Source organism: Sphingobacterium multivorum (assembly GCF_039511225.1).
GTDB lineage: Bacteria > Bacteroidota > Bacteroidia > Sphingobacteriales > Sphingobacteriaceae > Sphingobacterium.
Map to the genome: position 1 here is coordinate 652,426 of NZ_CP154261.1, position 13,944 is coordinate 666,369.

Genomic DNA, 13,944 nt, shown 5'->3' on the forward strand with positions numbered 1-13,944 from the left:
AGCAACTAGTCTTCGTTTTCTTCGATGTTAAGCATTGGATCTTCTCCTGTCACTTCAGCGCGGATTTTAGCTTCAAGTTCGTCCATTAAATCGGGATTGTCGAATAATAAGGCTTTAACAGCATCTCGACCTTGTCCTAATTTGGTCTCACCATAGCTAAACCAAGAGCCTGCTTTTTTGATAATACCATATTCAACACCGAGATCAATAATTTCACCTACTTTAGAGATACCTTCACCAAAGATGATATCAAATTCCGCTATGCGGAACGGAGGGGCTACTTTATTTTTTACAATCTTCACTTTTACGCGGTTACCCGATACTTCATCAGAATCTTTGATTTGTGATGTACGACGGATATCTAAACGTACAGAAGCGTAGAATTTTAAGGCATTACCACCAGTTGTTGTTTCTGGGTTACCAAACATGACACCAATTTTTTCACGCAATTGGTTGATGAAAATACAACAACAGTTTGTTTTTGAAATTGTACCTGTTAACTTACGTAAAGCCTGAGACATCAAACGAGCTTGAAGCCCCATTTTAGAATCGCCCATTTCGCCTTCGATCTCGCCTTTTGGTACCAAAGCCGCAACGGAGTCAATGACAATAACGTCGATTGCACCAGAACGGATTAGGTTATCAGCAATTTCTAAACCTTGCTCACCATTATCTGGTTGAGAAATCAATAAATTTTCTACATCTACGCCTAATTTTTGAGCGTAATATTTATCAAAAGCATGCTCAGCATCAATGATTGCTGCAATACCGCCTTTTTTTTGTGCCTCTGCAACAATGTGAGTTGCTAAGGTAGTTTTACCTGAAGATTCAGGTCCGTATATTTCAATGATACGGCCCTTTGGTACACCGCCAATGCCTAAGGCGATATCCAAGCCTAGAGATCCTGTCGAAATAGCTTCGATCGGCTCAACAGCAGTATCCCCTAACTTCATAATTGAACCTTTTCCAAAGTTCTTTTCCAATTTATCTAACGTCAGCTGTAAAGCTTTTAGTTTATCTGTGTTGCTCATATTTTTAGTATATATTTCTCAAAATTAAAAATTAAAAATCATAAACCAAATATTTTCACTAAAAAAATTAGTTTTTTGTTTCTGATATAGCTGAAACACTTTTTATATGGTGATTTTTTTCAAAGTATTTGCACATATAAGTGATCGGACATTTCTCACACATTGGTTTTCGGGCCAGACATATGTAACGTCCGTGTAAGATCAGCCAATGATGAGCAATGGCAATTGTATCTTTGGGTAGATTTTTTACCAACTGTTTTTCTACAGCCAATGGCGTTGTCGCACGATAGGTTAGCCCAAGACGATTTGCAACACGGAAAACATGGGTATCTACGGCCATCGCCGGATTATGATAAACAACAGAGGAAATGACATTAGCAGTTTTTCGACCTACACCCGGAAGTTTCACAAGATCCTCAATTTTTTCGGGTACAATGTTGTTGAACTTTTCAATCAGTAGTTGAGCCATTCCAACAAGGTGTTTGGCCTTGTTATTTGGATAGCTTACGGATCGTATATAGCTAAACACCTCGTCTACACTAGAAGCTGCCAAACTGTGTGCATCGGGGTAGCGTTCAAACAATTTGGGCGTGACTTGGTTGATCCTTTTATCTGTACATTGTGCAGATAAAATAACAGCGACCAGTAATTCAAACGGATTACTATAGTTGAGTTCTGTCTGTGCGTCAGGACTATTTTTGGAGAAATAATCTACGAAAGCCTTGTATCGTTCTTGTTTTAACATCGGTTCAAAACTAGCCAAAATTTCCATCAAAAAAGAAATTTTGAAACCTACTACATGGTGAATACTCTGATTTTAATGTGCAAAATAGAAGGCAAGTCTCAACAGTTTTGGATCATAGATAAATCAAGACGATATTAAGGTTAAAAAATAAGGCCTAATCTGGAAGATTAGGCCTTTCTTTTTTCCAGTTGTTTCGAATATGCCAGGATATTCTCTACACTTCTTTTGCTTGGATGAAGCAACATTTTTGGTAATTGAAGTTTCAATTCATTTTCTATGTCCTCGTCTGTCATTACCTTCTCGTTTTGGGTTAGCAAATTTTGAACTTCGTTTTCTGATTGGGTAAAGTTTTCTACCATAAGCATCTGTTGTTTTGTCTCTGTAAGTTAAATAATTAAACGGACAAAAGATAGTTTTGGTATAAAAAACGAGAAAATATTTATTTTTTCTTTTTGTTGGTATATTCTTCTGCTTTTATAATGGCGTTATAGGCATTGACAATTCCTCCGGTGACCGAGATGTCCGCTAACCGAACTGTTTTGGTGGCATCTTCACCAACCTTTATCTGTACCAGTTGGTTCGGCTTTTCTACCGATTCCATAATAATCTGTTTGGTTTCCACCGCGCTCAAATTGGGATAATAAGATCGAATCATTGCCGCCAGACCAGCGACAACGGGCGCAGCCATACTCGTGCCCTGTTCTTCTTTATACTTGGAACCTGGTACCGTTGAGTTGATGTGGACGCCAGGAGCAAAAACATCGACCGTTTTTTTACCATAATTGGAAAAATCGGCTAATAGTTCATTGTCCAAATGAAGACCGGTTGCGCCTACGGTGATCCATGCATTGGCAACTCCGGTGGTATCACCTTTTCCATCCGTATAATACTTCATTGGAAAATTAGGTTCTATATCGTTATCTTCACTGTCATTTCCTGCAGCATGAACCATCAATACATCTTTGGATTCAGCATATCTGATGGCATCGTCTACGGCCTGCTTATTATGGGCATAACTTTTCCCAAAGCTCATGTTCAGTACTTTGGCTCCGTTGTCTGCAGCGTAGCGAATAGCATTTGCGACGTCCTTGTCACGCTCATCACCATCAGGGACGAGTCTAACCGTGAGTATTTTAACGTTATCCGCTACTCCATTGATACCGATATTATTATTGCGTTTTGCACCGATAATTCCTGCGACATGGCTGCCATGTAATGCATCTGGCCCCTTTACGTCCGCGTTGCCATAATGGCGCTCTGAAGCATCTTCATAATTATCGCCAACAATAGGTCGAGAATCGTATGCTTTGTTTAAATGATAATCAACTTGATTGTTGAAATATTTTGCACCTTCGGTGATATCATCAAAAAATTTGGCAAAGCCGCCGTTGTGGATTTCATCCTTTGCATAGCCTAGTGCGATGCGTTGGGTATTTGTGGTCGCTTTGAAATTGTCTATGTCCTCCTGTGTGATATCCTCGGGCTTTTTACCTATTTCACGTACCACAGCGTCTATGTTGCGTTTGAGCGCATCGTACGAAAATTGACCCATCTTAGCTTCTTCTAGCTTGTTTTTATATTTGGCAAGCATTTTTTGATAACTAGCGAAAGCTTTTCGACCAGCGTCATTGAGTTCTGTTGCCGCTGTGATGTTTGCAAACTTTTCGTCCAGTATCCTAAGCTGTCTTGTCAGTTCAAGGTTGTCGAACTGAACATCTTCTCCATTGGCGTTTCCAATAAAGTTCCAGCCATATTTATCATTGATATAGCCATTGCCATCATTATCTATACCATTTGCAAGACTATCCTTCACATTGATCCACACGACATCTTTGAGATCCTCGTGATAAACATCCACACCTCCATCCAATACGCCAACGATGACTGGAGTGGATTTTCTCCCTTTCAATAAAGTTTTATACGTTTTTTCGGTACTGATTCCCATCACCCCATCCGTTTTATAATCCAAATTAAACCAATTTGCTGGAATGGTATCCGATTGTCCGAAAGAGATAAGTGGCAATGAGCCTAAAGCAATTAGATATAGTGATTTTTTTAAATTCATATGTAAATAATTCTTAATGAAGTGTCTGCTTTCAATGATTGCCATGAACGCATTCCATCCGGTTATTCTCTCCTGTGTGTTTTAAATTTTTTTCAAGAGCGTGCCTATTCATTTATTCCTAACTATAGCAGAATAGCAAAGATAATGCTAATGCTTCTTCTGAACTGTTAATTTTTATTAAAAGTAGTTATAATCCATATCTCTTATTAAACTGTTGACGAAATATCTTAAATTCAAATCTTTCTAGGAGGCTCCTGTTTTATGGGATGGTCCGGATAGCAGAATGAGAAAGCGTTTATATTAAATAGCGAATAAGAAAGCGAATGCAACAAAATAAAAAAATAGTTTGGCCTAATGTAATGGCCCCAATGGCAGCAGTTTACCCTCATGTAAGAAATATACATGATGATGCTGTGCGAGATGATTATTACTGGATGATTGATTACTTTAAAAAAGGAAAAAAAGCGCAAGAAGTTATTGACTATCTGGAAGAGGAAAACGATTACACCAGTTTGATGCTTCAGGATACAGTAGACCTACAGGAGGATCTTTTTCACGAATTGAAGTCCCGTATTAAGGAAAAAGACGAGTCGGTACCTTATTTCAAAAATGGCTACTACTATTATAGCCGTACGGAAGAGGGGAAACAGTATTTTAAATTCTGTCGGAAAAAGGGTACGCTTGAGGGCGAAGAAGAAGTGCTGTTGGATGTAGATCAGCTTGCCCAAGGGCATGTATATTATACGGCAAAGGGATTTTCGGTTAGTCCGGATAATCGTTTGCTTGCCTTTAGTGTGGATACCGTATCCCGGAGGGAATATACCATATTTATCAAAAATATTGAGACCGGAGAAATTTATCCCGACCAGATAAAGAATACAGAGGGGGCAGCGATATGGGGAAATGATAACCTGACGTTGTTTTATACGGCTAAAAATCCTGTAACTTTACTTAGCGAGAGGATTATGCGACATACATTGGGCAGCGATACAAAAGCGGATGTGACCGTGTATGAAGAGAAAGATAATACAAATTATATTGCTGTCGGGAAATCCAAAAATGGAAAATATATCATCATCAATTCTGAAGGGACATTGTCTTCAGAAATTTGGATATTGAATGCTGATTTACCGCAGTCGGAATTTCGCGTTTTTCAGCCAAGGATACACAATGTTCTCTATTCGGTCATTGCATTGGACGATCGCTTTTTAATTCTGACCAATGATGAGGCCATCAATTTCCAAATCATGCAATGTCCCTTAGATCGTACAGAGCGCAGTAACTGGCAGACATTCATCGATCATCGACCGGATGTATTGGTCAGCGATATTGAAGAGTTTAAGGATTTTCTAGCGATTGCTGAACGAAAAAACGGATTGACCCAATTGGCAATTTATAATTTAAATAGTCAGCAACAGCATTATTTGGATTTTGGAGAAGTTACCTACACGGTATATCCGGGTATTAATGTTGAATACAATAGCGATAAGTTGCGATATGGCTATACTTCTTTAGTGACACCAAGCTCAGTCTATGAATATGACATGGCTAAGCAGGAAAAAGTATTGTTAAAGCAACAGGAGATTTTGGGTGGATATGACCAAGCCGCATATATCAGCGAGCGTGTTTTTGCAACGGCAAGAGATGGTATTCAGGTGCCGATCTCTATTGTTTATAAAAAAGGAACCAAACTTGATGGTTCAGCTCCATTGTTGCAATATGCCTATGGATCTTACGGGGCATCGATGGACCCCACTTTTTCGAGCAATCGGCTCAGTTTGTTGGATCGGGGATTTATCTACGCCTTGGCACATATCAGAGGTGGAGAGGAAATGGGGCGGCAGTGGTATGAAGATGGGAAAATGATGCATAAGATGAATACCTTTTATGATTTTGTGGATTGTGGTAAATACCTGATTGATCGACAATATTGTACATCCGAACACCTTTATGCACAGGGGGGAAGTGCCGGAGGTTTGCTGATGGGCGTAGTCGCTAATATTGCACCTGAGCAATATCATGGGATAATAGCTCAGGTACCGTTTGTGGATGTTGTGAATACGATGTTGGACGATACTATACCGTTGACTACAAATGAATATGATGAATGGGGCAATCCCAATGAAAAGGAAGCTTATAGTTATATGAAGGCCTATTCTCCATATGAAAACATTGAAGCAAAAGAATACCCCAATTTATTGGTCACAACTGGGCTTCACGACAGTCAGGTGCAGTATTTTGAACCAGCAAAATGGGTGGCTAAACTTAGAGCAACTAAAACCGGAGATACGGTTTTACTTTTAAAGACAGATATGGATTATGGCCACGGTGGGGCTTCTGGTCGATTTGACTACTTAAAGGAAATTGCATTGGAATATGCTTTTCTCTTTAAATTAGAAGGTCTTATTTGAAATTATACAAACGAACAATAAAAAAGCGGCATTCGCCGCTTTTTTATTGTTGAGCATGATTAATGCTATCCTGCTGTTTCTGTAAACGCTCTTCCCGCTCGATCTCTCTCGAGTCGATCTGATGCTGTTGATAATTGTCCATGGCCACTTTACTGGCTTTCTGCGATACGTAGATCGCTAATAGGGCAACAATAGTAATGATTGCTATTCCCCAGGCATATTTATGTTTGTCCTGTTTGACGAGCCAATACATAAAGATAATGTAAGGGACAGCAAAAATAAGATAGAATATTAAACTCGGTGACATACTATTCTCCATTAAATGATCCTTACAAAAGTATCGTTTTTGACTAAAAATAAAGAACCGATATAAAAAACAACAATTTCAATTGATAAAGCCGTAAACCTTTATCCGTTTTATTGTCAAATTAATATCGCTAATGAGGGCGGTCTATTGCGGAGTTGTTGTGGATTAATTGCTTGAAAATGAAGCTTACAGGGCGGTTATGACGGCGGATTGTAAATTTTTAATTTTTGCAAAAAATCAATGAGAATATTGTGGAAAAGAAAAAAATATTTTTATACATTTGCATCGTCAGAAACAATTGACAGCGCATTAAAAAATGAAACAGAACAAAAAGAACAATTATTCTTATACTCAAACTTTTGAGAAGTTTATGAGGAAGGTCTTCTGTGCTTTCATTTTTGTAGAAATACCTGTTTTACGCCTCCGACGACCTATACTACCTCGGGCTTGATTTGAGGTAGTGAATCTTTCCAAGCAAGACCATGATTGTCCGATGGTTTTGAATCCATTATTTTAATTTATTTAGTAACAAAACACGACAGTAGTTGTTGTTTTATTATTAGGGTCGTAAGTCAATGACTATATCAGATTTTTTAATTATCCCGGCTAAACCTGAGCATGCACATTATGCAGAGGTTATTTGCGACGAAATGTTCGAGTCTGCAAAGGCTCGTGGTACTGGTATTGCGCGTCGTAAACCAGAATACGTTGCCAACAAGATGAACGAAGGTAAAGCAGTGATTGCTTTACATAGAGATGGCCGATGGGCAGGTTTTTGTTATATAGAAACTTGGGGGCATGGTGACTATGTCGCCAACTCAGGTCTGATTGTCAATCCCGAATTCAGAAAAGTCGGTTTGGCAAAAGCGATCAAAAAAAGAGTCTTTGAGCTTTCCCGTGAGAAATACCCTAAAGCGAAGATCTTTGGTTTGACAACCGGGTTTGCCGTGATGAAAATCAATTCGGAATTAGGTTATGAGCCTGTTCCATATTCCGAATTGACGACAGACGATGAATTTTGGAAAGGCTGTCAAAGTTGCGTGAATTATGAGATTCTGATGAGTAAGGACCGTAAAAACTGTATGTGTACAGCCATGCTTTGGGACCCTGAAGAGAAAGAACGTGAATTGAGAGAGAAGATTCAACGCAAACATGAAGCGAAAGAGCGCTTGGAAAGAATTACGCAAAAACAGTCTCTGCTAAAGCGCATACAGGCGAAGTTTTGGAAATCGGCCAATAAATTTATTGCCGTCAATTTTCCGAAGCATAACAAAGTCGCAAAGGGATATTAAACGAAGGCCTCAAAGATTAAATTAAAATAGACGTAGCATGCAAATGAATATCTTCGTGACAACACGATCTGTTCATGGTCCGCTCGACATAAAAATAAAAACCGAGTGAAACGAGCTTAAATCAGCCGTTGAAAACAAACACTCATAAAATAACATTCTAATGAAAAAAGTAGTTTTAGCATTTAGTGGCGGCTTAGATACTTCATTTTGTTGTATCTATCTTACACAAGATTTAGGTTTAGAAGTTCATTCCGTAGTTGTAAATACAGGTGGTTTTTCGGATGAAGAATTAAAAAATATTGAAGAACGTGCATATGCTTTAGGTGTGAAATCACATACAGCTATAGACGAGACGGCAGACTATTACCGCGAAACTATTAAATTTTTGATTTTTGGCAATGTGTTAAAAAATGCGACTTATCCATTGTCAGTATCTGCTGAGCGTGTATGCCAAGCAACCGCAATTGCAAACTACGCAAAGAAAATTGGTGCTGAATGTGTTGCTCATGGATCTACCGGTGCAGGAAACGACCAAGTACGTTTCGATATGATTTTCCAGACCCTGATTCCAGGAGTGGAAATTATCACCCCAATCCGTGATCTGCAATTGTCGCGTGAAGCCGAAATTGAGTATTTGAATAAGCATGGTGTAGAGTATTCTGCTGAAAAAGCAAAATACTCCATCAATAAAGGACTTTGGGGTACTTCTGTTGGTGGAGCAGAAACATTGACATCCAACCAATATTTGCCTGAATCGGCATGGCCAACGCCAGTGACTTCTTCAGAGCCACAACAAATTACAATCGATTTTGAAAAAGGAGAGCCTGTGGCCTTAAATGGTGAGAAAATGGCTTCTGTTAAAGTGATTCAAGAATTACAGGCAATCGCTCAACCATACGGTATTGGCCGTGATATCCACGTGGGTGATACCATCATTGGTATCAAAGGTCGTGTGGGTTTTGAAGCTGCTGCTTCTGTCATTTTAATTAAGGCACACCATGCCTTAGAAAAACATACCTTGACCAAATGGCAATTGTCTTGGAAAGACCAAATCGCTGCTTTCTACGGAAATTATATGCACGAAGGTCAAATGCACGATCCCGTTATGCGTGATATCGAAGCATTCTTGCAATCTTCACAAGAAACAGTGACTGGCCGAGTGATTGTTGAACTTCACCCATACCGTTTTGTCGTCATTGGTGTCGAGTCCGAACACGATTTGATGTCCAATAAATTCGGTAGCTATGGTGAGATGAACAAGGGCTATACAGGTGACGATGTGAAAGGTTTCTCCAAAATTTTTGGAAATCAAACCATCATTTGGCACAAAGTGAATAAAAAATAAACTGTGTTTTGTGCCCTGTATTTTTTCTTAATGTAAAATTGATAAGAAAAAATGCAGGGCATAATAGGTGACAACACATACCTAAATTCTAAATTCAAAAAAATGATAAGAGTAGGAATAATTGGTTCGGCAGGGTATACTGGTGGTGAATTATTACGTGTATTGATTTATCATCCTGAGGTGGAAATCGTATTTGCTAATAGTGCTTCCAATGCAGGAAATAAGTTATATGAGGTACACAATGATTTATTTGGCGATACTGAATTGACCTTCTCTTCCGACTTTCACTCCGCGATTGATGTCTTGTTTTTATGTGTGGGCCATGGAGATGCACGCAAATTTTTAGATGCAAATCCGATCGATGCATCCGTGAAGATTATTGACCTTTCACAAGATTATCGTCTTCGTGCGAATACAGCTTTCCAAGGGCACAAATTTGTGTATGGGCTTCCAGAACTAAACAAAGAAGCAATCAAAACGGCGCAGTATATTGCTAACCCAGGATGCTTTGCAACAAATATCCAATTGGCTTTATTGCCGTTAGCGAGTAAAGGCTTATTACCGGATCAAATCCACGTTAATGCAACGACTGGATCAACAGGAGCGGGGCAGAAACCGGGTGCAACCACGCATTTTTCCTGGCGTAACAATAATCTTTCTGCTTACAAATCTTTTGAACACCAGCATTTACAGGAAATTTCAGAGTCTTTGGATCAACTGCAAGGGGGATTTTTGCCGGTTTCAGGAGGATCATTGTTGGAACGCGCAGCTGCAAAAATTAATTTTATTCCACAACGTGGAGATTTTGCCCGTGGAATTTTTTCGGCTATTTATGTAGACACCGATTTGTCTGAAGAGCAGGCCTACGCATTGTATGAGAGCTATTATGCCGCTCACCCTTTTACGCATGTCAGCAAAAAAAATATCGACCTTAAGCAGGTTGTCAATACAAATAAGAGTATTATCCACCTCGAAAAACACGGAAATAAGCTGCTTATTTTAAATGCAACAGACAATCTGTTGAAAGGTGCGTCTGGACAGGCGGTGCAAAATATGAACTTAATGTTCGGGTTAGACGAGCGTACAGGATTAGACTTGAAAAGCGTTGGTTTTTAACCCTTTTTAGGATATTAAACAACAATATCAACAAGTTGTGAATAACTTGGGGGTTCATCCTGAAAGCGAAATAAGGTTTTCAATATTTTATTAATATCGTGTGGAAAAGTGAAGGGTAGCCCCTTCACTTTTTTTATGAATCGGTCTTTCGAAAACATAGATTATCCCGTGATGAACAATGATATGTCGTTTTTCAAAAAAAGGAGCGTCATTTTGCATTGATTGCCCAAGTTCATTAACTTAAGAAGAGGAAGTCCATGTTGGGTAAATAAACAAGAGTCAATGTGATTATATTGCTGTTTTTTTACACAATCGATTGATATACATTTCCTTTCTTTTTCTGTAAATCTAAGCCTTATCTTCATCAAATAATCCAGTTTCACAAACCGATACCATCTTTATTCAATAGTAAAGTGCAGCATAAAGGTAGCTGATAAATTGAGTTTCGGAACTAACAAAGAAGTCGGTTTAGTGAAGTATTCGAGTATAGCAGCATCTCGAATTCATGGCAAGCATTAATAACCGCAGGTAGTATAACTAGCCTAGGTTTGATATATAAATTGATAAAAAAAATAAAGTATGAAAAGAAAACACTTTATCCAGTATCTCTTTCTGGGAGCTTTATCCTGTCTTTCGATAAGCAGTATAGCGCAGACAGTAGGGAAGACTTATGCCGTACCACTTGCTGGGAATGCTTTCATCACTGCAGGGCGAGCCGGTGATGCGGAAATTTCCGGTCGTAATGGCCTTGTAAAATGGTCAAGCAATCAGGAAGTGGCATCGGTTTATTTTCGGGCTCAGAAAGCAGGGAAATTGACATTAAAGCTGAAAGCGAAAAATGATGCTGGGAAATCTAAAATAGAAATTGACGCACTAGGGAAAAAAGCCGTTGTAGATGTTGAAGGTACTGAACTTGCCGAAACAGCTCCGCTGTCCATTGAAATAAAGGCTCCCGGTTATGTTCGGGTCGACCTAAAAGGAGTCAGTAAATCGGGCAGTAATTTTGCTAATGTGGCAGAACTACTTGTTAGCGGTGAAGCCGCGTCAGAAGGACTTATCTATTCTGATAATCCCGACTATTACTACTGGTCCCGAAGAGGACCTTCCTGTCATCTTAATTATACCGTTCCTACGGAGGGCAACGTGAGTTACTATTATAACGAAGTTACCGTCCCTCAAGGCGAAGATAAAGTTGGTTCCTATTTTATGGCGAATGGTTTTGGCGAAGGTTACTTTGGTATACAGGTTAATTCGGAAACGGAGCGACGTATCTTATTTTCCGTATGGAGTCCATTCCATACAGATGATCCGAAAAGTATTCCAGACGAGCAAAAAATCCATCTGCTAAAAAAAGGAAAGGATGTGCATTCGGGCGAGTTTGGAAATGAAGGGTCAGGCGGGCAGAGTTACCGTAAGTACTTTTGGAAAGCAGGTATAACCTATAAGTTTCTCTTGAAAGGTGTGCCCGATGGAAAAGGGAATACCGACTATACGGCCTGGTTTTTTGTACCTGAAGAGAATGCATGGAATGTGATCGCAAGCTTCAAACGTCCGCAGACAAACACCTACCTGAAACGATTTCATAGTTTCTTAGAGAACTTTAGTCCTAATCAAGGCTACCTGGGTAGAAAGGTTGAGTTTGGCAATCAATGGGTCTATGATGGACAATGGAAAGCTGTACAGGAGGCTTCTTTCAGTGTCGATAATACCTATCGTGCAAATCAACGCATTGATGCAATCGGCGGCATTACCAAAAACGGATACTTCCTTAAAAATGGTGGTTTCTTTAATGACGTTGTTAAGCCAGGAAGTAAGTTTGAATTCCGGAATAAAAATAATGCACCAGAAATTGATTTTGACAAACTGCCTTAATCAAAAAGGAATAAAGACAATGCCTTATTGTTGCTCAAAGTTTATCCTAAACAAAAAAGAGTCGCATTTCAATGCGACTCTTTTTTGTTTTGTACAGCTCTGGATTTATTTTTCAGACAGTTTGATATCACGTTCTACCGAAACATTATCTCCGGTAACAGCATTACCATCCTTATCTACTAGAGTCAATTTTACTTTATTGTTGCCCATTGGCAGGCCTTTTATCTCATATGGGCCCCATTTGTCCAATGTAAATGTCTGGCCATTGATATCTGCAATTACCTTGTTGCCATCTGGAGCAAGTTTGGTATTGACTAGGTAAAAATCTAACAGGAGATTTTTTGTTTCATCTCCTTTATACTCACCTTTTGGTCGAGAATAGAAAAGTGATGGTTCCTTTGGTGTTGCATCTGTCGTCAATTTACCCGTTGCGTCAATCTTAAATTTTACCAATTTAGAAGCTTCAGTGGTTTTTATGGATTCATGATAGGATCTTGATAAAAATGAGAGCAGGTAATGTTCCGAATTTAACGATACTGTTACAGAGTTCTCGGGCTTGTATAGAGCCGTATAAGGTTTATTGTCTAAAATAAAATGAATATGTTGTCCATCATGCGAATTTGCCATATGGGCAGCATGGGCATCATCAGTCATCTCCGTTAATTTGAAATTCTTAATCGCATATTTTACAGTTACTTTTGCGGAGTCTGTTCCTACCTTTTCTGCAGTGATCGAGGCGATCTGCAGATCAGCTCCAGGAAATTCTTTCGAGTCTGCAATAGGACTAACGGTGATTGAGTCCATTTTTTGTGCAGTATTTGTGTCGATACTGCTGCTTGAGTCAGCTCCACCTGTTGTACTTTTCGTAGATGAGTTGTTACACCCAATAGCGCCTACCATGAGCGCTACTGCAGCAGTAATACCGGTAATTCTGTAATACTTCATAATTTTTTTGTTTAATTTTTTAATCATTCAGCATCTTAAGTAACAGTCTATGTTCCTATTTTGTTTGTAATAAGGTGAAAAATAGGCCGTTTGGGCTACTCATTGAAGTTTAATACACAGTGAATTAAATATTTTTAAAAAAATAGTCATATTAGATGTAATAAATCGATAAGCTGAAATGTCTTGATTATATAAAAGGCACAGGTGATACGGAGATGGGGCAAAAGCCGATTAGAAGATTAAAATAGCGTAAGTCTCAATATTGACGATAATATGAACCAAGAGCAATTTAAAAATACCGTTTTCATCCATAAGGATAAGCTATTTCGCTTTGCGAAACGGATCTTGGTTGATGATGATGAGGCTTTCGATGCGGTACAAAATGTGATGATGCGGTTGTGGCAATTAAAAGATCAGCTGCTTCAATATAAAAATATGGAAGCCTTCTGCATGCAGAGTGTGAAAAATGAAGCGCTCAATCGTCTAAAAAAAGATAAGGTCAGGGCAGACTTTGTTGAGCAGCATCAGGTTGTTACCATGACGGAACATAGTGTTGGGAATACGAAAGAAATTATCCTGGAAATGATCAATTCCCTTCCCGAAAAACAACGGCTTGTTATGCATCTGCGCGATGTTGAGGATTATGATATCGATGAAATCAGTGAAGTATTGGAGATGGGCGAGTCTGCGGTCAGAGTTAATCTGATGCGTGCTAGACAGAAGGTAAAAGAACAATTGACAAAATTATTCGATTATGAAACCACGCGGATTTATTCAGATAAAAAATAAACCCGAATGTTTCATCGTCTTTGAAA

12 protein-coding genes are annotated in these 13,944 nt (G+C 39.0%); 6 read left to right on the forward strand and 6 right to left on the reverse strand.

The genetic code is table 11. The annotated features are described in order from the left end of the window. Positions 1-5: 5 nt before the first annotated feature. The 4 genes from recA to AAH582_RS02675 form a co-directional block, all read right to left on the reverse strand. A complete protein-coding gene (gene recA / locus AAH582_RS02660; protein ID WP_046674918.1) occupies positions 6-1,031 on the reverse strand; it encodes a recombinase RecA in 1,026 nt (341 codons plus the stop codon). A gap of 67 nt (positions 1,032-1,098) precedes the next feature. Beyond that, positions 1,099-1,776, reverse strand: a complete 678-nt coding sequence (gene nth / locus AAH582_RS02665; RefSeq protein WP_046674985.1) for an endonuclease III — start codon at positions 1,774-1,776, stop codon at positions 1,099-1,101. 167 nt (positions 1,777-1,943) lie between these two features. Continuing rightward, positions 1,944-2,135, reverse strand: a complete 192-nt coding sequence (locus AAH582_RS02670) for a hypothetical protein (RefSeq protein ID WP_139144906.1) — start codon at positions 2,133-2,135, stop codon at positions 1,944-1,946. An 80-nt stretch (positions 2,136-2,215) separates the two neighbouring features. Next, on the reverse strand, positions 2,216-3,841 hold the full coding sequence (locus AAH582_RS02675) for a S8 family serine peptidase (RefSeq protein WP_343321157.1): 1,626 nt from the start codon (positions 3,839-3,841) through the stop codon (positions 2,216-2,218). A 368-nt stretch (positions 3,842-4,209) separates the two neighbouring features. Between AAH582_RS02675 and AAH582_RS02680 the strand changes: the two genes are divergently transcribed. Further along, positions 4,210-6,252, forward strand: coding sequence for a S9 family peptidase (locus AAH582_RS02680; protein ID WP_343321158.1), 2,043 nt, complete (start codon positions 4,210-4,212; stop codon positions 6,250-6,252). 43 nt (positions 6,253-6,295) lie between these two features. Here the strand turns inward: AAH582_RS02680 and AAH582_RS02685 are convergent, their stop codons facing one another. After that, the gene (locus tag AAH582_RS02685) at positions 6,296-6,559 is read right to left on the reverse strand and encodes a hypothetical protein (RefSeq protein ID WP_046674987.1); all 264 of its coding nucleotides are present in this window, start codon (positions 6,557-6,559) and stop codon (positions 6,296-6,298) included. 575 nt (positions 6,560-7,134) lie between these two features. Between AAH582_RS02685 and AAH582_RS02690 the strand changes: the two genes are divergently transcribed. From AAH582_RS02690 to AAH582_RS02705, 4 genes are all read left to right on the forward strand, one after another. Beyond that, complete coding sequence (locus tag AAH582_RS02690) at positions 7,135-7,851, forward strand: GNAT family N-acetyltransferase (protein ID WP_046674921.1); 717 nt, start codon at positions 7,135-7,137, stop codon at positions 7,849-7,851. A gap of 160 nt (positions 7,852-8,011) precedes the next feature. Further along, positions 8,012-9,196 carry an argininosuccinate synthase gene (argG, locus tag AAH582_RS02695; RefSeq protein ID WP_070561980.1) on the forward strand — a complete coding sequence of 395 codons (1,185 nt, stop codon included), beginning with the start codon at positions 8,012-8,014 and terminating at the stop codon, positions 9,194-9,196. A 102-nt stretch (positions 9,197-9,298) separates the two neighbouring features. After that, a complete protein-coding gene (gene argC, locus AAH582_RS02700) occupies positions 9,299-10,312 on the forward strand; it encodes an N-acetyl-gamma-glutamyl-phosphate reductase (protein ID WP_343321159.1) in 1,014 nt (337 codons plus the stop codon). A gap of 579 nt (positions 10,313-10,891) precedes the next feature. Further along, a complete protein-coding gene (locus AAH582_RS02705) occupies positions 10,892-12,184 on the forward strand; it encodes a DUF3472 domain-containing protein (RefSeq protein WP_343321160.1) in 1,293 nt (430 codons plus the stop codon). 105 nt (positions 12,185-12,289) lie between these two features. Here the strand turns inward: AAH582_RS02705 and AAH582_RS02710 are convergent, their stop codons facing one another. Continuing rightward, positions 12,290-13,129, reverse strand: a complete 840-nt coding sequence (locus AAH582_RS02710; RefSeq protein ID WP_046674989.1) for a hypothetical protein — start codon at positions 13,127-13,129, stop codon at positions 12,290-12,292. Between the two features lie 273 nt (positions 13,130-13,402). On the opposite strand from AAH582_RS02710, the gene AAH582_RS02715 reads away from it, so the two are divergent. After that, entirely contained in the window at positions 13,403-13,918 is a 516-nt protein-coding gene (locus tag AAH582_RS02715; RefSeq protein ID WP_343321161.1) for an RNA polymerase sigma factor, read from the forward strand. Positions 13,919-13,944: the final 26 nt, after the last annotated feature.